Origin of the sequence: Novosphingobium piscinae, assembly GCF_014230355.1 — a bacterium.
GTDB lineage: Bacteria > Pseudomonadota > Alphaproteobacteria > Sphingomonadales > Sphingomonadaceae > Novosphingobium > Novosphingobium piscinae.
Genome location: NZ_JACLAX010000007.1, coordinates 1 through 19,595, shown reverse-complemented (window position 1 = coordinate 19,595; position 19,595 = coordinate 1). Strand labels below are relative to the sequence as shown.

General features: G+C 67.1%; 19 protein-coding genes and 1 tRNA gene. 8 read left to right on the top strand and 12 right to left on the bottom strand.

The window, feature by feature from the left end; genetic code table 11:
• Positions 1 to 5 precede the first annotated feature (5 nt).
• The 5 genes from H7F53_RS08530 to H7F53_RS08510 form a co-directional block, all read right to left on the bottom strand.
• Entirely contained in the window at positions 6 to 812 is an 807-nt protein-coding gene (locus H7F53_RS08530; RefSeq protein WP_343061990.1) for a hypothetical protein, read from the bottom strand.
• A gap of 8 nt (positions 813 to 820) precedes the next feature.
• Positions 821 to 1,714, bottom strand: a complete 894-nt coding sequence (gene folD / locus H7F53_RS08525; protein ID WP_185679079.1) for a bifunctional methylenetetrahydrofolate dehydrogenase/methenyltetrahydrofolate cyclohydrolase FolD — start codon at positions 1,712 to 1,714, stop codon at positions 821 to 823.
• Complete coding sequence (locus H7F53_RS08520; protein WP_185679078.1) at positions 1,711 to 2,004, bottom strand: YggT family protein; 294 nt, start codon at positions 2,002 to 2,004, stop codon at positions 1,711 to 1,713. The genes folD and H7F53_RS08520 overlap by 4 nt, the downstream gene beginning before the upstream one ends.
• 352 nt (positions 2,005 to 2,356) lie before the next feature.
• Positions 2,357 to 3,277 (bottom strand): acetylglutamate kinase, encoded by a 921-nt coding sequence (gene argB / locus H7F53_RS08515; protein ID WP_185679077.1) that lies wholly within the window; start codon positions 3,275 to 3,277, stop codon positions 2,357 to 2,359.
• A gap of 36 nt (positions 3,278 to 3,313) precedes the next feature.
• The gene (locus tag H7F53_RS08510) at positions 3,314 to 3,985 is read right to left on the bottom strand and encodes a queuosine precursor transporter (protein WP_185679076.1); all 672 of its coding nucleotides are present in this window, start codon (positions 3,983 to 3,985) and stop codon (positions 3,314 to 3,316) included.
• Between the two features lie 128 nt (positions 3,986 to 4,113).
• On the opposite strand from H7F53_RS08510, the gene H7F53_RS08505 reads away from it, so the two are divergent.
• The 3 genes from H7F53_RS08505 (at position 4,114) to H7F53_RS08495 (ending at position 6,873) form a co-directional block, all read left to right on the top strand.
• Complete coding sequence (locus H7F53_RS08505; protein ID WP_185679075.1) at positions 4,114 to 5,406, top strand: NupC/NupG family nucleoside CNT transporter; 1,293 nt, start codon at positions 4,114 to 4,116, stop codon at positions 5,404 to 5,406.
• Positions 5,407 to 5,551: 145 nt separating this feature from the next.
• Positions 5,552 to 5,734 carry a hypothetical protein gene (locus tag H7F53_RS08500; protein WP_185679074.1) on the top strand — a complete coding sequence of 61 codons (183 nt, stop codon included), beginning with the start codon at positions 5,552 to 5,554 and terminating at the stop codon, positions 5,732 to 5,734.
• Between the two features lie 185 nt (positions 5,735 to 5,919).
• Positions 5,920 to 6,873, top strand: coding sequence for a bifunctional helix-turn-helix transcriptional regulator/GNAT family N-acetyltransferase (locus tag H7F53_RS08495; RefSeq protein ID WP_185679073.1), 954 nt, complete (start codon positions 5,920 to 5,922; stop codon positions 6,871 to 6,873).
• A 42-nt stretch (positions 6,874 to 6,915) separates the two neighbouring features.
• On the opposite strand, the gene H7F53_RS08490 is transcribed toward H7F53_RS08495, so the two are convergent.
• The gene (locus H7F53_RS08490) at positions 6,916 to 8,454 is read right to left on the bottom strand and encodes a Ppx/GppA phosphatase family protein (RefSeq protein WP_246438780.1); all 1,539 of its coding nucleotides are present in this window, start codon (positions 8,452 to 8,454) and stop codon (positions 6,916 to 6,918) included.
• Between the two features lie 28 nt (positions 8,455 to 8,482).
• On the bottom strand, positions 8,483 to 10,678 hold the full coding sequence (locus H7F53_RS08485; RefSeq protein ID WP_185679072.1) for an RNA degradosome polyphosphate kinase: 2,196 nt from the start codon (positions 10,676 to 10,678) through the stop codon (positions 8,483 to 8,485).
• Between the two features lie 178 nt (positions 10,679 to 10,856).
• On the opposite strand from H7F53_RS08485, the gene purU reads away from it, so the two are divergent.
• Positions 10,857 to 11,708 carry a formyltetrahydrofolate deformylase gene (purU, locus tag H7F53_RS08480; RefSeq protein ID WP_185679071.1) on the top strand — a complete coding sequence of 284 codons (852 nt, stop codon included), beginning with the start codon at positions 10,857 to 10,859 and terminating at the stop codon, positions 11,706 to 11,708.
• Between the two features lie 13 nt (positions 11,709 to 11,721).
• On the opposite strand, the gene H7F53_RS08475 is transcribed toward purU, so the two are convergent.
• Positions 11,722 to 12,714 carry an aldo/keto reductase gene (locus H7F53_RS08475; RefSeq protein WP_185679070.1) on the bottom strand — a complete coding sequence of 331 codons (993 nt, stop codon included), beginning with the start codon at positions 12,712 to 12,714 and terminating at the stop codon, positions 11,722 to 11,724.
• A 116-nt stretch (positions 12,715 to 12,830) separates the two neighbouring features.
• Here H7F53_RS08475 and H7F53_RS08470 point away from each other — a divergent pair, with 116 nt between their 5' ends.
• A complete protein-coding gene (locus H7F53_RS08470) occupies positions 12,831 to 13,274 on the top strand; it encodes a MarR family winged helix-turn-helix transcriptional regulator (protein WP_185679069.1) in 444 nt (147 codons plus the stop codon).
• Between the two features lie 32 nt (positions 13,275 to 13,306).
• Here H7F53_RS08470 and H7F53_RS08465 read toward each other — a convergent pair whose 3' ends face one another.
• A complete protein-coding gene (locus tag H7F53_RS08465; RefSeq protein ID WP_185679215.1) occupies positions 13,307 to 13,642 on the bottom strand; it encodes a DUF983 domain-containing protein in 336 nt (111 codons plus the stop codon).
• A gap of 145 nt (positions 13,643 to 13,787) precedes the next feature.
• Positions 13,788 to 13,994 (bottom strand): DUF3606 domain-containing protein, encoded by a 207-nt coding sequence (locus tag H7F53_RS08460; RefSeq protein WP_185679068.1) that lies wholly within the window; start codon positions 13,992 to 13,994, stop codon positions 13,788 to 13,790.
• Positions 13,995 to 14,206: 212 nt separating this feature from the next.
• Here H7F53_RS08460 and H7F53_RS08455 point away from each other — a divergent pair, with 212 nt between their 5' ends.
• Both H7F53_RS08455 and H7F53_RS08450 read left to right on the top strand, forming a co-directional pair.
• Positions 14,207 to 16,021, top strand: a complete 1,815-nt coding sequence (locus H7F53_RS08455) for a hypothetical protein (protein WP_185679067.1) — start codon at positions 14,207 to 14,209, stop codon at positions 16,019 to 16,021.
• 88 nt (positions 16,022 to 16,109) lie between these two features.
• A tRNA-Thr gene (locus tag H7F53_RS08450) sits at positions 16,110 to 16,185 on the top strand.
• Positions 16,186 to 16,414: 229 nt separating this feature from the next.
• On the opposite strand, the gene H7F53_RS08445 is transcribed toward H7F53_RS08450, so the two are convergent.
• A complete protein-coding gene (locus H7F53_RS08445) occupies positions 16,415 to 17,872 on the bottom strand; it encodes a hypothetical protein (protein WP_185679066.1) in 1,458 nt (485 codons plus the stop codon).
• Between the two features lie 178 nt (positions 17,873 to 18,050).
• Between H7F53_RS08445 and H7F53_RS08440 the strand changes: the two genes are divergently transcribed.
• Positions 18,051 to 18,884: a hypothetical protein gene (locus tag H7F53_RS08440; RefSeq protein ID WP_185679065.1), complete on the top strand. Its 834-nt coding sequence runs from the start codon at positions 18,051 to 18,053 to the stop codon at positions 18,882 to 18,884.
• Between the two features lie 10 nt (positions 18,885 to 18,894).
• On the opposite strand, the gene H7F53_RS08435 is transcribed toward H7F53_RS08440, so the two are convergent.
• Positions 18,895 to 19,476, bottom strand: coding sequence for a hypothetical protein (locus tag H7F53_RS08435; RefSeq protein ID WP_185679064.1), 582 nt, complete (start codon positions 19,474 to 19,476; stop codon positions 18,895 to 18,897).
• Between the last annotated feature and the right edge of the window lie 119 nt (positions 19,477 to 19,595).

Below are 19,595 nucleotides of genomic sequence, written 5' to 3'. Positions count from 1 at the left end.
CCCCCTTAGCCCGCCGCCGCCGGCGCGGCCACCCGGTCGACCTGGAGGACCTGCTCGCGCCCGTCCTTGGTCCAGGTGACCGTGAGGGTGCGGGCTCCGTCCGGGTCGACCGCCACCTGCCAGCGCAGCGAGCCATCGCCCGCCGCGCCGCTGCGCTGGGCCGGATCGAGCGGCGGCAGATCGCGCGGCTTGGGCGGCTTGGGCGGCTTGGGCGGCTTGGCCGACCGGGCCGGGCCGCCACGCGGCGGCGCCCCCCCCGCCACGCCCGCCACCGGGCGCACCGCGCGGGGCGGGCAATCGGCGATCTGCGCGGAGATCATCTCGGGTTCGGGCAGCGGCGCGGCGGCGCTGTCGCCGTGGTCGAGCACCCAGCGGTAGGCCCCGTCGGGCTGGCGTTGCCAGAGGGTGGTGAACCACCCGCTCGCCCCGCCCGCGCCGGCCTGCCAGGCCCCCCGGCTGAGCATCAGCGAGCCGTCGCAGCTCGACCACACCGCATGGGGCTGCCAGCGCACCGCCGCGGGGGGATTGGGCCGGCCGAGCAGCCACTGCTGGGCCCAGACCATCCGCGGCACGAACATCACCGCCTCGGGCGCGGCGGCGGCGGCGAAGGCGGTCCACTGCCCGCGCGCCTGGGCGTCGCGGGCGAAGGCCAGCTCGGCCGCGATCACCGCGCTGGGGTTGGCATAGGAGGTGCGCCCGCCCGGCGGCCCACCCGGCTGCTCACCCGGCGGCGGACCGCGCCGCTCCTGCGCCGCCGCCCCGTCTGCCAGGCAGACCAGGGGCAGCACGACGAGGAGCAGCCGGCTGGCCACCGCCCGGCTCAGATCGCGTCGGGCGCGAGCGGCTGCCCGGCATTGCGCCAGGCCGCCACGAGGGTGTTGCGCAGCAGCACGGCGATGGTCATCGGTCCCACGCCGCCGGGCACCGGGGTGATCGCCCCGGCCACGGTGCTGGCCCCGGTGAAATCGACATCGCCGACCAGCCGGGTCTTGCCCGGCTCGGCCGCAGCGACCCGGTTGATCCCGACATCGATCACCGTGGCGCCCGGCTTGAGCCAGTCGGCCTTGACCATCTCGGGCCGGCCCACCGCCGCAACGACGATGTCGGCGCGGCGCACCACCGCGGGCAGATCGGCCGTGCGGCTGTGCGCGACGGTGACCGTGCAGCTTTCGGCCAGCAGCAGCTGCGCCATCGGCTTGCCGACGATGTTCGAGCGGCCGATCACCACGGCCTCACGCCCGGCCAACGTGCCGAGCCGGTCCTTGAGCAGCATCAGGCAGCCCAGCGGCGTGCATGGCACGAAGCCGGGCTGGCCCACGGCGAGACGCCCGGCATTGACCACGTGGAAGCCGTCGACGTCCTTGTCCGGGGCGATCGTGGCGATCACCTTCTGCTCGTCGATATGGTCCGGCAGCGGCAGCTGGACGAGGATGCCGTCGATCACTGGATCGGCGTTGAGCGCCTCGACCCGGGCGAGCAGGTCGGCCTCGGACGTGTCCGCCGGGAGCTTGTATTCGAAGCTCGCCATGCCGGCCTCGACCGTCTGCTTGCCCTTCGAGCGCACGTAGACCTGGCTGGCCGGGTCCTCGCCGACCAGCACCACGGCCAGCCCGGCCTTGCGCCCGACCTGCGCCTCGAACCGGGCCGCCAGCGTGCCGACCCGGTCGCGCAATCCGGCGGCGAAGGCCTTCCCGTCGATCAGTGCGGCGCTCATCCGTAGTGGCGTCCGATGTAGCTCAGCACGATCATCGCGATCTGGATCAGCAGCAGCAGCACGATCGGCGAGAAATCGAGCCCGCCGGTGGGCGGCAGCCGCCGCCGGATCGGGGCGAGCAGCGGATCGAGGATCGCGTTGAGACCGGTCATCAGCGCCGACACGAACTGGTTGTGGTAGTTCACGACGTTGAACGAGACCAGCAGGCTGAGGATGAACTGGATGATCACGACATAGGTGATGAGGTTGGCCAGCAGGGCCAGGATCGGAATCAAGACTTCATTGATCATCGCACAGGGGTCCCGGGCAGTCGCGGTGGGGCGCTGATAGCCGGTCTCCCCGGCCAAGTCACGGGGGCCGGAACTTCTGCAAGTTCGCACATGGGCGACTGGCAAAGTGAAGATCGCGCCGCGCGATGGGCCAACAATGGGAAAGAGCCGCACGGAGTGTGGCACGGTTGCGCGGTGTAGGACAGCGCGGGCCCGGGGACCTGTTCAGGCGGCGGGTTGCGCCCGAGCGCAGGCTGTCAGCGCGTGATCCCGGCGAAGGTCGGGATCTCCGGCTGGATCGCTCGAGGCCAGAGGTGCCGGCCTGTGCTGGCATGACGAGGGAGCAGCAAGGCCCGGGATGCCGCCAGGCCGCCTAGTCGGCGCGGATCAGCGTGCCGGCGCCCTTCGAGGTGAAGAATTCGAGCAGCATCGCGTGCGGGACCCGCCCGTCGAGCACCACGGCGGCCTCGCACCCGGCCTCGACCGCGTGGACGCAGGTTTCCAGCTTGGGGATCATCCCGCCACTGATCGTCCCTTCGGCAGCCAGTCGGGCGATGTCGCCGGGGTTGAGGTTGGTCAGCAGCTGCTTGTCCTTGTCGAGCACGCCGGGCACGTCGGTCAGCAGGAACAGCCGCGCCGCGCCGAGCGCAGCGGCGATCGAGCCGGCCATGGTGTCGGCGTTGATGTTGTAGGTCTCGCCATCGTCGCCCACCCCGATCGGGGCGATGATCGGGATCATCCCGGCGCCGCAGATCGTGTCGATGATCGAGGTGTCGATGCGGTCGGGCTCACCGACGAAGCCGAGATCGACCACCAACGGCTCGCCGTCGCTCTCGATCGCCTTGGGCGCCTTCTTGGCCTGGACCTTGCGGGCGATCACCATGCCGCCGTCCTTGCCCGAGATGCCGATCGCCTTGCCGCCGGCGCGGGCGATCCAGCCGACCAGCTCCTTGTTGATCGCCCCGGCCAGGACCATTTCGGCCACCTCGGCGGTCTGCCGGTCGGTGACGCGCAGGCCATCGACGAAGCGCGATTCGATGCCGAGCGCCTTGAGCATCCGGCCGATCTGCGGCCCGCCGCCGTGGACCACCACCGGATTGATCCCCACCGCCTTGAGCAGCACGATGTCCTCGGCGAAATCGCGCGCCAGCTCGGGATCGCCCATCGCGTGGCCGCCATACTTGACCACGAAGGTGCGGCCCTCGTAGCGGCGCAGGTAGGGAAGAGCCTCGATCAGCGTTTCGGCCTTGGCCAGCAGCGCGGGATCGTGCGCGGGATCATGCGGAGTCGTCATGCCGCGCCTTTAGTCCCGCCAGCGCCAAATAGAAGCTTATTTCGCGTCCAGCCGCCGCGCCAGCGCCACGAAGACATAGATCAGCGGGGGCACCATGATGGTCGACAGGATCAGCTTGGAAACGATCTGCCCGGTCATGATCTCGACGATCGGCAGGCCGGTGCCGGCGAAGCTGATGGTGATGAAGATCAGCGTGTCGACCACCTGGCTGAGCAGCGAGGCGACCCAGGCGCGCAACCACAGCAGCCGGCCATCGCCCCCGGCCAGGCGCGAGAACACCGCGACGTTGAGCGTCTGCGAGGTGCCATAGGAGATCAGCCCGGCGAACTGCATCCGCGCGCCCTGCCCCAGCAGCCGGGCGAAGGCGTCCTGGTCGGTCCAGAACGGGGCGGGCGGGACCAGCCGGATCACCACCACCAGCAGGATCATCGAGACGATCAGCGGCACGAAGCCGAAGCGCACCAGCCGGTTGGCCATGTCGCGCCCGAACAGTTCGGCCACGGCGCTGGAGATCACCACCAGCATCAGGAAGGCGAAGATCCCGCTCTCCACCGCCAGCGGACCGAGCAGCGGCCAGGTGCCGAGCGAGGCGATCTTGGTGCCCAGCACCCCGGCCAGCACGCAGAGCCCGCCATAGAGCAGGGCATAGACGAACAGCGAGCGCGGGATCAGCACGGGGCTGGACGGCGGGGACGAAGCGGGGGCCATGGCCGCAGCCTAGCGGGGGGCGTCGCCCGGGAAAAGCCCCGAGCCGGCGCGCCATCCCCGGGAAAGCACGGGGGCAAGCCGGCGCCGGGGCTTCCCACGGCCCGCGCCGGCAACTAGCATGGGCCCCCATGCACATTCTCCTCAGCCTGCTCGGCATGGCGCTCATCCTCCTGGTCGCGGTCCTGCTCTCGGCCGAACGCCGCGCAATCCGTCCGCGCGTGGTTGGCGCCGCCTTCGCGCTGCAGGCCGGGCTGGCCGGGCTGGTGCTCTACGTCCCGGCGGGGCGCGCCGCGCTCAACGGCGCCTCGCATGCCGTGGGCGAACTGCTGGGCTATGCCCATGCCGGGGTCGAGTTCCTGTTCGGCCCGCTGGCCAAGCCCGAGATCGGCGGGACCAGCTTCGCCATCTCGGCGCTGCCGGTGATCATCTTCTTCGCCGCGCTGATTTCGGTGCTCTACCACGTCGGCGTGATGCAGCTGATGATCCGCTGGATCGGCGGCGGGCTGGAAAAGGTGACCGGGATCAGCAAGGTCGAAAGCCTCTGCGCGGCCTCGAACATCTTCGTCGGCCAGTCGGAGGCGCCGCTGGTGATCCGGCCCTATCTCGCCGGCCTTGCCCCGTCGCAGCTGTTCTGCGTGATGACCGTCGGCATGGCCGGGGTCGCCGGGACGATCCTCGCGGCCTATGCCAGCATGGGCATCCGCATCGACTATCTGGTCGCCGCGGCCTTCATGTCGGCGCCGGGGGGGATCCTGATGGCCAAGATCATCATGCCCGATCCGCGCCCCAGCCCGCCGGACCAGGCGGTCGACGAGAGCGATCTCCACCGCGAGATCATCGCCGGACCGCCCGGCGTGCCGGTGATCGAGGTGATCCCCGACGACCACGACGAGGAACGCCCCGCCAACCTGATCATGGCCGCCGCCCAGGGCGCGCAGACCGGGCTGAAGCTGGCTGTGGCGGTGGGCGCCATGGTGCTGGCCTTCGTCGCGCTGGTGGCGCTGGCCAACGGCATCCTCGCCGGGATTGGCGGCTGGTTCGGCCGCCCTGACCTCTCGTTCCAGGGCGTGCTGGGCACGCTCTTCGCGCCGGTGTTCTACCTGCTCGGGGCGCCGACCTGGGCCGAGGCCACCGCCGCCGGCGGGTTCTTCGGGACCAAGGTGGTGCTCAATGAATTCGTCTCGTTCATCAACCTGGGCGCCGCCACCAGCCTGTCGGAGCGGACCGTGGCGATCGTCACCTTCGCGCTGTGCGGCTTCGCCAACTTCAGCTCGATCGCGATCCAGATGGCGGTGACCGGCGGGCTGGCCCCCAACCAGCGCCCGGTGATCGCGCGGCTGGGGATCAAGGCGCTGGTCGCCGGCAGCCTGTCGAACCTGATGAGCGCGGCGCTGGCCGGGCTGTTCCTCGGGCTGCAGTAACCGCCTGAAATCGCATGAAATACCGCCAAGGTTGGCTGGCCGTAACTGTAAACAATTGAAAAATCGCGGTTAAGTCCTGTGCGTGATCCGTGCCGGAATGGCAGCTTCCGGCTTCGGGAGCTTCCTTCCCGAGGAGAGAGACACCATGCGCCAGTTTGCCATCGCGGTGGCCGCCGCCCTCGCCGTGCTTGCCGCCCCGGTCGCGGTCAGCGCCGCGCCCTGCAAGGACGCCAAGGGCAAGTTCATCAAGTGCCCGCCGGCCGCTGCCGCGCCGGCCAAGAAGGGCCCGTGCCGCGATGCCAAGGGCAAGTTCATCAAGTGCAAGTAGGCCGCTGACTCTGGCTGCCTAAGCCACTTCGCGACCGGGGAGAGGTACGCATGCGCGGCCCCATCGTCTGGGTGCCTTGAAGCCATCGGGTCGATGCCGGCTGTGACGTACCAAGGCGGACCATGCTCTTGACTTGAGTCGCAATCTCCATAGCGTGTTATATAACGCGCTATGGAGATTGCTGTATGTATGATGTTATCGCGGACATGGGCCCATCGTTCCTCGGCAGCCGGCTCAAGCGCTTGGCCGAGCGGCTACAGGCCGGGGCCATGGCGACGATCGCCGAGGCCGGCTTGCCACTCCAGCCCGGGCATATGGCAATCCTCGCCGCACTGCGCGGCGGGGCGATGACGATCGGCCAGCTATCCGAGGTGATCGGGATCAGCCAGCCCGCCGTGACGCGCAGCGTCGGCCAACTGGTCGCGCTCGGCATCCTCGACCGTGCCACCTGTGCCGACCAGAGAACCCGGCGGCTCGCGCTCACCGCTGCGGGTGAGGCGGCGGCGCAGCAGGCGGCTACTGACCTCTGGCCGCGGATCGGGGTGGCCGCCGAAGAGCTGCTGGCCGATCTGTCCGCCCCCTTCCTGCCTCAGATCGCGGCGATCGAGCGCGCCCTCGATGCGGCCTCGATCGCTGAACGCGCCGCCCGCGCGCGGCCCGGAGGTCTTCGTCTGCGCGAGTTCGAACCCGCCCTGGCGGCTGATTTCCACGACATCAACGCGCAGTGGATCGGCGCGATGTTCGCGCTCGAGCCGACCGATCGCGAGGTACTCGAGAACCCGCAGTCCCGGATCATCGCTCCGGGCGGGACGATCCTGTTCGTCGAGGCCCCAGGACTGGGCGTGGTGGGCACCTGCGCCCTGCAGAAGACCGGCCCGACCAGCTTCGAGCTGACCAAGATGGGAGTGCGTGAGAGCGCGCGCGGGCTGAAGGCAGGCGAGTTCCTGCTGGCCGCGATGATCGACAGGGCTCGGACCCTCGGCGCTGATCCGCTCTACCTGTTGACCAATGCGAAATGCGCCGCCGCCATCCACCTCTACGCCAAATTGGGCTTCGTCCACGATGCAGGGATCATGGCGCGTTACGGCACCCGCTATGCGCGGTGCAACGTGGCCATGCTCTATCGGGGCCAGCCCTAAGCGGGAGTTGGGCGGGACACCCAGCGAGCCCGCTCAAGCCGACTAGCCCTCGGTACGCCAGCCGGTGTCGAGGCCGAGCAGGCCGCCAAGCGCCTTGAGATCGCGCTCGACGCCCTCGTTGACCAGCACGGCGAAGGCCGGCTGGACCACCAGGACCAGGCGGTTGCCCTCCTGCTGCAACGCGCTGCCGCTCAGCGCGCGCGGGGAATGGCCGGAGAACCGCCGGCACAGCCGGGCTCCCAGTCCCCAGGCCTGGGCCGCGCGCAGATCGGCCGGGGCGTTCAGGTCCCGCCATTCGGGCGGGAGCACGAGCTGGGCACTGCCCGCCAGCAGCGCGGCGGCCAGCATCGCGCGTTCGCGGTTGGTCACCCCGATCCAGCGCTTGCGCATGGCCCAGATCTCCGCGAGTTCGGTGCGCAGGTTGGGCTCGACCAGCGCCGCGGCGAGGATCAGCATGGTCGCGGCCAGTCGCAGCCGCTCGCCCTCGGCCGCAGCCCCGGCGGGAAGGCACCCTGCCGCGGTCCAGTCGGCCACCAGGGCGGCGGTGGCCGGCAAGACCCCGCGCTGGCGCGTGAAGGCGGTGATCCCGGCCAGCAGCGGGTCCTGCCGGCGCAACCCCGGCGGCAGGCTGGCGTAAAGCAGCCCCTCGCGCAGCCCCCAGGCTGAGAAGACCAGCCGGGCCGGCTGCAGCGCCTCGATCAGAGCCAGCAGCAGCGCCGCCGCATCGGGCAGGCTGGCGAGGCGGGCGCCGGAAATGCCGGGGACCTCGTCGAGCGAGCCGGCCTTGCGCCGGGCCAGCGCCCGCGCCGCCTCCATCGCCGCATCGGGTGCCAGGGCATAGCCATGCGGATCATCGAGCGCGGCCTTGTCCTGGGCCAGGACATAGCGGGCAAAGGCCCGGAACGATCCGCCAACCAGATACAGCGTCTGGCCGGGCGTGGCGGTCCAGCCGGCCTGGTCGAGACTGGCGGCGATGTGGCGGCGGAAGGCCTGCAGCCCTTCGCTGCGCAGGGCCGGCAGGCGCAGGGTGCCAAGCGGCATGCTCACCCCGTGGCTGGCGGCCTGATCCGCCACGTCGACCAGCTCGAGGCTGCCGCCCCCCAGATCGGCCACCACGCCCCGCGCCCCGGGGAAGGCGCCGATCACGCCCATCGCGCTGGTTTCGGCCTCCTCCTCGCCGGACAGCAGGCGCGGGGCAAAGCCCAGCGCGGTCACGGCCGTCAGGAAATCGCCGCCGTTCGTCGCATCGCGCACCGCGGCCGTGGCCACCACGTCAACCTGCGGCACCCCGCGCAGGTCGAGCAGCAGGCGATAGCGCGCCAGCGCGGCCAGCGCCGCCTGCTGGGCCTTGTCCGACAGCACGCCGCGTTCGGCCACGGCCTTGCCGAGGCGGGCGGTGACCTTTTCGTTGTGGAGCACGACCGGCGCGCGGGGCGGGCCGCCGTAGATCACCAGGCGAACCGTGTTCGATCCGATGTCGATGATGGCCCGGGCCGGAGCCAGCACATCAGGGGCCAGCACATCAGAGGCCAGCGCGTCGGCAGCCAGCACGGAGGTCGCGCCACGGTCCTGCATTGCCATCCCCGTCTGTCCACCCGCTCCGGCGGTCCTAGCGCCCGCCGCCGCGCCGCAGCGCCAGCTTGGGCACCTTGCGTCCGCTCGCCAAAGCAGCCCCGCGCCCGGAAAGCGAGGGGTTGGTCATGAAATACCTGTGGAGGTTGAACGGCTTTGGGCCAGGGTCGAGCCGGCGGTAGCTGCCGTCGGGAGCCAGCACCCAGCTCTGCTCGGTATCGAGCAGGTTCGCCAGCATGACCTGGTCGAGCACCTGATCGTGCACGGTCTTGTTGCGGATCGGCACCAGCAGCTCGACCCGGCGGTCAAGATTGCGGCTCATCCCGTCCGCCGACGAGATATAGACCTTGCCCTTGGCATTGGGCAGCGGCGCGCCGTTGCCGAAGGCCCAGATCCGGCTGTGCTCGAGAAAACGGCCAAGGATCGACTTGACCGTGATCCGCTCGGACAGGCCGGGCAGGCCCGGGCGCAGGCAGCAGATCCCGCGCACCACCAGGCTGATGTCCACGCCCGCCTGGCTGGCGGCATAGAGCCGGTCGATCAGCGCCTCGTCGGTCAGCGAGTTGAGCTTGGCCCAGATCGTGGCCGGCTTGCCCGCCCGGGCGAAGGCGATCTCCGCATCGATCAGCTCGTACAGCCTGGTGCGCAGCGTCAGCGGCGAGATCGCCAGCAGCTCGGTCGCCTTGGGCTCGACATAGCCGGTGATGAAGTTGAACAGCTGCCCCACGTCGCGCCCGGCCTTGGGATCGGCGGTGAAGAAGCTGAGGTCGGTGTAGATCCGTGCGGTGACCGGGTGATAGTTGCCGGTGCCGAAGTGGCAATAGGTGCGATAGCCCTCCCCCTCGCGGCGGACCACCATCGACACCTTGGCATGGGTCTTCCAGTCGACGAAGCCGTAGATCACCTGGACTCCGGCGCGTTCGAGCTGGCTGGCCCAGAGCAGGTTCTGCTCCTCGTCGAAGCGGGCCTTCAGCTCGACCACCGCGGTGACCGACTTGCCCGCCTCGGCCGCGGCGATCAGCGCGGCGATCACCGCGGACTGCTTGCCGGCGCGGTACAGCGTCTGCTTGATCGCCACCACCTCGGGATCGGCTGCGGCCTGCCGGAGGAAATCGACCACCACCTCGAAGCTTTCGTAGGGGTGGTGGATCACGATGTCCTTCTCGCGGATGGCGGCGAAGCAATCGCCGTCATGTTCGAGAATGCGTTCGGGATAGCGCGGCGAATAGGGCTCGAACTTGAGCTCCGGTCTGGGCTCCTCGATGATCGCGGCGAGCCCGGCGAAATCGATCGTCCCGCTCATCCGCAGGACCAGCGCGGTCTCCAGCCCCAGCTGGCGGCGCAGCAGGGCCTCGGCATCGGGATCGAAGCTGTCCTCGACCTGCAGCAGGATCACCCGCCCGCGGCGGCGGCGCTGGATCGCGGTGCGGAAGTAGCGGACGAGGTCCTCGGCATCCTCCTCGATCTCGATGTCGCTGTCGCGCAGCACCCGGAAGGCGCCGTTGCCATGGACCCGGAAGCCGGGGAACAGGATCGCGGCGTGACGGCGGATCAGCTCGACGATCGAGACCCAGACCGACCCCTCGCCGGCGATTTCTGCCGGGAGCCGAACGAAGCGCGGCAGGGCCGGCGGGATCAGCACCATCTCGGTCATCGGCGCGCTGTCGGCGATCCGGGTGAGCGAGAACATGATGCCCATGCCCTGGTTGGCGATGAACGGGAACGGGTGCGCCGGATCGATCGCCTGCGGGGTGATGATCGGCAGGATATGCTCGGCAAAGTAGTTGGCGATCCACTGCGCCTCGGCACGACCGAGATCCTCGTCCTCGGCGACCACGCGGATGCCCTCGGCGGCGAGCAGGACGCCAAGCTCCTCGAGGCTGGCCTGCTGGGCGACGACCAGCCCGGTCACGGCATCGCGGATCGCCGAGAGCTGCAGCGCCGGGGTGCGGCCGTCGATCGAGGTCTCCTCGATGCCGCGCTGCGCCTGGCCATGCAGCCCGGCGACGCGCACCATCATGAACTCGTCAAGATTGCTCCCCGAGATCGACAGGAAGCGCAGCCGCTCGAGCAGCGGGTAGTGCGGGTTCTGCGCCTCGGCCAGGACGCGCCGGTTGAACTCCAGCCAGCTCAGCTCGCGGTTGAAGTAGAGCGACGCCGGCCGGGCGTCGGCGAAGGGCTTGTCCGGCGCTGCGGCCTCGCCGGCCAGCAAGGCCTGTTCGCGCTTGTCCATCGCCTGTAACCTGCCCTTCACACGACTGCCTTTCCTGCCGCTTGGGACCGCGATGTTACAGTCCCGTGACGGCAAGGGAAGGGGCTGGGGGCTGCTCCGGTTGCGCGGCCCCACTTGCCCCACGCCGCCGTCTGGCGCATGGGCCGCGGCGATCCGGCCACGGCAAGAGAACGCGCCGATGCAAGAATACGTCCTGACCCTGTCCTGCCTGGACCGCCCCGGTCTGGTCGCCGCCGTCACCGGCCGGCTGTTCCAGCTCGGCGGTAACATCCGCGAGGCGCAGCAGTACAACGCGATCGATACCGGCCTCTTTTTCATGCGGATCAAGTTCGCCTGCGCCGACCTGGCGCCCGAACAGGTGCGCGCCGGCCTGGCCGAGGTCGCCAACCGGCTGGGGATGGACTGGCAGGTGCGCGCCGCGGGCGAACGGCGCCGGGTCCTGCTGCTGGTCAGCAAGTTCGACCATTGCCTGAGCGACCTGCTCTACCGGCAGGCGATCGGCGAACTGCCGATGGAGGTCGTCGCGATCGCCAGCAACCATCCGCGGACAGCCCTTGACGTGCCCGCGATCGGCGGCCTGCCGTTCCATCACCTCCCGATCACCAAGGACACCAAGCCGCAGCAGGAGGCGGCGATCAAGGCCCTGGTCGAGGGGACCGGAGCGGAACTGATCGTGCTGGCGCGCTACATGCAGATCCTGTCGGACGACATGGCCGCTTTCCTGGCCGGGCGCTGCATCAACATCCACCATTCGTTCCTGCCCGGCTTCAAGGGCGCCAAGCCCTACCACCAGGCCCATGCCCGCGGGGTCAAGATGATCGGCGCCACCGCGCACTACGTCACCGCCGATCTCGACGAGGGCCCGATCATCCATCAGGACGTCGAGGCGATCAGCCATGCGGATTCGCCCGAGGACCTGGTGCGCAAGGGCCGCGATATCGAGCGGCGCGTGCTCGCCGAAGCCGTGCAGCTGCATCTCGAGGACCGCGTGTTCCTCGACGGACACAAGACCGTCGTGTTCCGCCATTGAGCCGGCCAGCGGCTCAGGCGAACTCCTCGGTCTCGATCGTCGCCTGCAACGCCGGGGTATAGCGTCCGCCCGCTACCGCCCCGGGCGCGAACAACTGGTCGATCCGCGCGACGAGGGCGGGGTCGGGCCGCCAGTCGGCACGGGCGATGTTCTCGGCCAGGTGCGGGAGCGACCGGGTGCCCGGCAGGGCTATGACGTGATCGCCGCGCGCCAGGACCCAGCCCAGCGCGAGTTGCGCCGGGGTGACCCCGGCCCCGGCCGCCAGGCCCACGAAGGTCTCGATCAGGCCCAGGTTGTGTTCCCAGTTTTCGCCCTGGAATCGTGGCAGGGTTCCGCGCAGGTCGCCCTGGGGCAGCCCCGCCGGATCGCGCAGCGCCCCGCCCAGCGCCCCGCGTCCAATCGGCGAGAAGGCGACCAGCGCCACGCCGAGTTCGCGAGTGGCCTCGAGCAGGGCGATCTCGACGTTGCGCGAGAACGGGGAATACTCGGTCTGCATCGCTGCGATCGGATGGGTCGCATGAGCCCGGCGCAGGGTCTCGGCGCTCATCTCGGACAGGCCGATCCCGCCGATCTTCCCCTCGGCCACCAGCTCGGCCATCTCCCCGACCGAATCCTCGATCGGCACCGAACGGTCCCGGCGATGCATGTAGTAGAGGTCGATGTGGTCAGTCTTCAGCGCGCGCAGGCTGATCTCGCATTCGGTGCGGATCGTCTCGGGACGGCAGTCGATCCAGCGCCGGCCCTCGGCCGCGAATATGCCCATCTTCGACGCGAGGGTGAACTCGCCGCGGCGGTGGCTCAGGCGTTCGCCGATCAGCTCCTCGCTGCGACCGGCGCCATAGAGCCGCGCGGTGTCGAAGTGGTCGTAGCCCAGGTCGAGGGCCTGCTCGAACACCCGCGCAGCCTCGTCCCACGGCAGCGAGGGGCCATAGACGTTGAACACGTTCATGCAGCCCATCGCCACCGGCGTGATCGGCTTGCCGCAGAGTAAGCGCTTGGTCTTCATTGGAGTTCCACCATGATCCTCGTCGAACGTCCGCCGGTTACACCATTCCGCGCCGGCTGCAACGGGCCGCTCCGGGGCAGCGTTTACTTGCGGACGGTTCGTGCTAGGCCGGGGCGATGGCCCGCCCGACCGACAGTCCCGAACTGGAAATCGTGTTCTTGGCGAGCGACATCAGCCGGATGTTCCGCAAGCGGTTCGACAACGCCGCGCGCAGCTTCGGGGTGACGGGTTCGCAGTGGCGCGTGCTGGGCATGCTGAACGCGCGTCCGGGCGAGAGCCAGGCCGTGCTCGCGGCCGAGCTTGAGGTCGAGGCGATCACCGCTGGACGCATGATCGACCGGCTGGAAAAGGCCGGGCTGGTCGAGCGCCGGGCCGACCCGGCGGACCGGCGGACCTGGCGGCTCCACCTCACGGCAGCTGGCGGGCGCCTGCTCGAGCAGCTGCGCGGCACGGTCAGCGACGTGACCGGGGGCGTCCTCGCCGGGTTCGGGCCGATCGAGCAGGACCAGCTGCGCACACTGCTGGCCCGCCTGCGGCAGAACCTTGACGGCGAACGCTGAGCCGCGCTGCCGGGCCGTGGCCGCAGTGCGGGTCAGACCTCGCGGCGTTCGCGGATGAACCCGTGCAGGCCGTGCCACCACTGCAGCGCGATCACCGCGCCCTTGGCCGGCTGCAGCAGGCCCATCATCAGCCCGGCCGCCAGCGGCAGGATGATCGCCGCGAGGGCGCCCGGACCCAGTTCGAAGTCGCGCACGAGGGCGATCAGGACCGGGGCCAGCAGATGGCCGGTGACGAGGATCGAGAGATAGGCCGGGAAATCGTCCGCCTGCTGCGGCGTCCAGTCGACCGCGCAGGCCGGACAGGCCGCGAGCGGCTTGAGCCAGCGTCCGAACAGCGGCCCGGCGGCGCAGCGCGGACAGCGCCCCATCAGGCCGCGGCCCAGCGCCGCCCAGCCCGAGCGCGGCAGGCCCGGCTGGGCGGGCCCCGGGCCAGGCGGGGGAGAATCGGCGGCGCTCACCGCCTCCACCTAGACCCTCCGGCCGCTGCCCGGCAAGCGCGGCCGCGCTCAGCGGTCAGGCCGGGCGGCCGGAGAGGCTGCGCCGCAGCTGCACCGCGGCCTCGTTCAACTTGGCCCGATCATTGCCGATCCGGCGGATCAGCGCCATGGCCTGGGCCGTGGTGAGGCCGTGCTTGCGGGCGAAGTAGCGCAGTTCATAGCCTGTCCCATCGGCCGCCTGGGCCTGGGCGATGGTTCCGCGTCTGGTGGTGTCTTCGCTCATCGCGGTCCCCGGCAAGTCTCGCGCCCCGCGCCGCGCCGGGGCAGATGTGTAGCCTCGATCCGGCCGTGCTCGCGGCGTGATCCCGGCCATCGCTGCCTCAACGCCGCTGCCTGGCAGCAGGTTCCCGGCGGACGGCTCCGGCCCTGTCCCCAGCGTCCCCTTGCCGCTGTGGCGGAACTCTGCTTTGGGGCGGGAAGCGAGGGACATGAACAATGGCGCTCAGGCCGGACACGCCAGCAACCGACCAGGCGCCGACGACCGGTGCCGCCAGCGCGCTGCGCGGCGCGGTGCTGGCCACCCTGGCCATCCTGGCGCTGTCCGGCGGACTCGCGCTGCTGATCACCCCCAATGCCTGGTACCCCGACAGCCTGGTTTTCCTCACGCTGTTCTGTGCCGAGCGGCAGGATCTGCCGGTGGCGGCAGGGATCGGCGCCTGGCTGGCGCTGGCAGGGCTGCGGCCGGTCCTGGCCGCGCGCGCCGCGGCCACGCCGGCGGCAGCGGAGGCAGGCCGGACCGCCAGTCCGTCCGCCCACGGCATGGGCTGGGCCGTGCTGGCGGGGCTGGCGGTGCTGGCGGGCGGCATCTGGCTGATCCGCACCCAGGTGCTGTTCGACCACGATTTCACCCGGGACGAGCACATGGCGGTGTTCGACGCCCGGATCTTCGCCGCGGGCCGGCTGTTCTGGCCGTTTCCGCCCGCCATGATCCCGTTCTTCAGCGGGCTCAACGACCTGTTCCTGTTCCCGATCGGCGACCGCGAAGGACTGGTCTCGGGCTATCTGCCGGTGAATGCCGCAATCCGTGCGCTGCTGGGCCAGATCATCCCGCTGTCACTGGTCTCCCCGGTGCTGGTCGGGCTGGGCGGGCTGGCCCTGTGGCGGATCGCCGAGCGGCTCTGGCCAGGGGACCGGGCCACCCAGGGCGTGGTACTGCTTGGCTATGCCGGTTCGTCGCAGGTGGTGCTGATCGGCACGGCCGCCTTCGCGATGACCACGCACCTGGCCTTCAACCTGATCTGGCTCGCGCTGTTCCTGCGCGGCACCCGCGCCGGGCACGCCGGGGCCCTGCTGACCGGCCTGCTCGCCACGGGCATCCACCAGCCGCTGTTCCATCCCCTGTTCGTGCTGCCCTTCCTCGACCTGCTGCGGCGCCAGGGCCGCTGGCGCACGCTGGCGCTCTATTGCGGCGGCTATCTGGTGATCGGCCTGGTCTGGCTGGCCTGGCCGCACTGGCTGGCCGCCCAGGCCACCACGGTCCTGCCCGCGGGGCCGGCCGAGCAGTTCGGCTTCCTGCCGCGCATCGCCGCGCTGCTGACCCCGCCCAACGTCACCGCGCTCTGCGTCATGGCCGGCAACCTGCTGCGATTCATCACCTGGCAGCACGTGCTGCTGGTGCCGCTGGCGCTGGTCGGAACCTGGCGCTGCGCCGGGCGCGACGATCTGGCCCGGGCGCTGGCCTGGGGTCTGCCGGTCACCTTCGTCGCCATGCTGATCCTGCTGCCGCCGCAGGGGCACGGCTGGGGCTATCGCTATCTCCACGGGCTGATCGGCAACCTCTGCCTGCTGGGGGGCTTCGGCTGGCGCTGGCTGCGCGCCAACGGCGGCACGCCGCGGCGGGCGCTGCTGGTGTCGAGCCTGCTGTCCTTCGCCGTGCTGCTGCCGGTGCACGCGGCGATGGTCCGGACGATGATCGCCCCCTATGCCCGCGCCGCCCAGGCCTTCGCCCGGCTGGATGCCGACTATGTGGTGGTCGATTCCACCAGCCTGCCGTTCGGGACCAACTTCGTCCTCAACCGCCCCGATCTGAGCAACCGCCCGCGCCTGCTGCTTGGCAGCCTGGTCTTTCCCGCGGACCTGGCCCGGCTCTGCCCCGGCCGCACGATCGCCTTCGCCGATGCCCCGGCCTTTGCCGAAACCTACCGCTACTACCAGGAGCCGGTTCCCGTCCGGGCCTCGTCGCTCCAGGAAGCCCAGAAGCGCGCGGCCCGCCGGGCCGGCTGCACAGTGAGCGTGGCCCCCATCCGCTGAGCCACGCACAGCCGCCGCAAAACGGATTGCACGATCCGCCCCGACCTTGTAGAGGCCGCCCCTGCCCGCCGGCACCCGCCCAGGCAGCGCCGCTTTAGCTCAGTTGGTAGAGCACATCATTCGTAATGATGGGGTCACGTGTTCGAGTCACGTAAGCGGCACCATATTTTTCAATGAGTTAGGCGATGTCGTCGACGTAGTTGAAAAGTTCCCTCACTGCATCCCCACTCACATTGTCAAAAATGCCAAGCCAAAGCGCTGATTTGCGACAGAGAGGGCCCCCCCCCCGGGGGGGGGGCTTGGGATGGCACGTGAGCCAGACGTCTCTAAGCCCGCTTCTCGCGCGATATAAGAATCTAGAAGTTTGGAATCCCTTTTGAGCGCAGCCAAGCCCTAAGAGATAATAGCGTCAAAACGCTGCCGCAGGATGGGATACTCCCGGTATTGCGGTTCCTTTTCTATTCTCCGGGCTGCTACCAAAGCGGTTAGGTCATCGTCATCTAGCGCAATGATGTACCCACGACCGTCCAGCGCTGTGTCGCGGCAGCGTTGCTCGAACCTAGCCTTATCGTCGAACCGACGGGCCACAAGGATGCCAACATTACCCCGACTCCTGCCGAAGCGCCCTGAAAGCTGGTCGAGTTCAGGATTGGCCACCTCACTGCGGTAGTTTTTGCATTCGACGAAGATTTGGGGGGCCATGTAGTGCTTCGCGAGCCACTCAAAGAAGCCTACGCCTGCCATGTTGGTGTATTTGATATCTATCCTTTTCCTACCTTGATGAATTTCATGCTGGTAAACCGGATGCACGAGGTCGGGATAAAACAATGCCGTGAGCAAGGCCTCGATGGTCTTCTCATATGCGCTCGCATGTTCCGCCCCGGTGCGGAGCGACGTCACAGCTGTCAAAAGCGCGTCCCAATCAGTCGGCTTGTCGCCTTCGACATGATCAAGGTCTTCGTGACTAAGCGGCAGGAAAGGTCGTTTTCCCACTTCATTGCGGTACTCATCCAACACGTCGGGTCGTTTGAGCGTCTGTTCAATGACAGCCTTTTTATTGCTGCCGTATTTTTCGATGAGGTCTTTCTTATGGACCTTCGGCCCTTTTTTCAGCATCGTCACCAGTGCTGAACCAGCTTTCAATTCCTCACGCTGCATTTCTTCAAGCATGTAATGGCGATAAAAGTATTGCGTATCATACAGCGAAGTGCGCCTTACAATCGCTTTAGGAACAAGCAGAAGCTTTCCGGTTTTCGTCATTGGAAGATCAACGAACTGCGTGATCCATTCTCCACGACTGGGATGCCACATCGGACCCGAAGGAATACCCTGCTCAAGAGGGATGCCGATTTGATTCGCTTGCTCTTGCGTATATTCAATCAACGGGCCACGAATAATGTTCGTCGTAATATCAGACACAATGTCGACTGAAATTCCTGGGATAAGCAAAACTGTGTCTTCAAGATCTCGGATTAGGCCGGACTTCGCTGCTGCACTCTGGCTGAGTGCGGTCCAGACATCGTGAGCCGACTCATTTCCGAGAGCACGTCCACGTGACTTCTCGCGCGACATGCCTAAGTGAGTTTCGTTGGGTTCACGCAGCTCTTGCAGCAACGCTTCCGCAGCTCTGTCCTTGCCATCTTTGATGAGTTGAATAACCCTCTCGAAGAAATTTTGGATGAGCGATACACATCCATCCCCCCAATCCGTTTGCATCAAAGTCAGCGCACGCGGGCTAATAAATACGCGGGTGTCTCGCTCTATGTCGACGTCCACAAAATCTAACGTCGCCTGTGATCGACGAAGATTGAATACTTTAGAAACCCGCTGATTTCGACGACGACTGCCCATTTTCTGTCCTCCAGAATGATATATAGATACACTCGTCAGCCAAACTATGAAAGAGCAGTCAGCCCTGAATACAATGTCCGGAACCTGTTAACGTGCAAGGTTGGATTGCTGGCCGAACACGCTATCGTGGGCTTGTGTAATGATCTTTTGGACGCCACCGAGGAAGTCGAGAGGGAAAATGCCTTTTTCTGCAACCGTTTACAACGTGTTGATTGCATCGCCGTCCGACGTACCCCATGAGCGGCAGGCCATTGCTCAAAGTCTCCATGAGTGGAATTCACTGCACGCACAGACGCAAGGCATAATGCTCCAGCCGGTCATGTGGGAGACGCACAGCGCTCCCTCTATGGGGGATCGCCCGCAAGGGATCATCAACGATCAAGTTGTCCGCGGGTGCGATATGCTTATCGGAGCCTTCTGGACGCGTCTCGGCTCCCCTACTGGCGTTGAGGACAGTGGAACTGTCGAAGAAATAAAGTGGTTTCTTAACAACAAGAAGCCAGTTATGCTTTATTTCTCAAAAGCACAAGTTGATCTTGATAACGTTGACATTGAACAGTTTAAGAAGCTGAAAGAGTTCAAATCGTCAATTCGTGATAAAGGAATTCAAGAGGATTATTATTCAGTTAATGAGTTGAGTCAAAAACTTTCGAGGCAACTAGTAATAATCATGCGAGAAATGAATACAGGACCAATGATCGACAAAAGGACGGTCGAAGCTGTCCGTGCATCGACTAGAGAGTCCGGTGATTCAGAGAAACAGATTAAAGTCAAAACTCCCAAAATTTCATCGTCAACTACTGATGACGACGTTTGGCTAGAAGATTACACCGAGAAAGCTTTTATAATTCGGGGCGACAGCAAGGACGTTAAGGAAGAATTGAAGGAACTTGGTGGAAAATGGATTTCATGCCGAGACAAGACAAAAGCTTGGATGTTTTCAAAACGACATGTTGTTGAAGTAGCAAAACTTCTCAAGATAAGGCCAGTTTTGAGAGCTGCTTCATGTTAGTTCCGTTGCCCTACCCTTGTTCGATCATCCGGCGTTCGGCATCCGTAAGCCCATAGAGGCCGTAGAGTTGATTATTCAGCGCCGCTTCCCGTTGCGCGATAGTTACCTTCATCGTGCGCTGTTGGAGTTCGAGCGCGATGACCTGATCCCGTAGAGCCTGATTTTCGGTCACGATCAGTTTCCGAAGGAGATTGACCAGCGCTCGCCCCGGATTGTTGGTTGGCGGGTTGAAGCTATCGAGGCGGGCATTCCATTGGGCCGCGATGAATGGGCCTTCCACCGGGCCAACAAAGATGCCGTTTATGATGGTTGCGCCGTCGGCCAGAACCCGAAGCTCTCCGCGCTCGAACACAGCTTCCAAGACCACCTCGGGATGCAATGCGCTGGTTATGGTGCCGTAACGATCTTCAAGTTCGTCATTATACGCAGTTGTTGCCCACGCTCCTGCGTCCACACCGCGCGGTGCCTCACCACGCCGCTGCCTGGCGGTGCGCAAAGTCGGAAAGATGAAGTCGAGCCGCCTGCTTTGGGCTGGGCTGCCTTCCAATCTGTGACGCAAATCTCGCAGGGTATCCCGGCGAGACGTATCCATCCGGCGGGGGCCGCCTTGCCTGGGTAGGCAGCGAGCGCTCTTAAGCGTGCTCTTAAGAGTGTGCTTAGGAGCGGTCGTTGGGCCAGGTGACGGTATTTTCGGGGCCAGAGCGGCGTCGG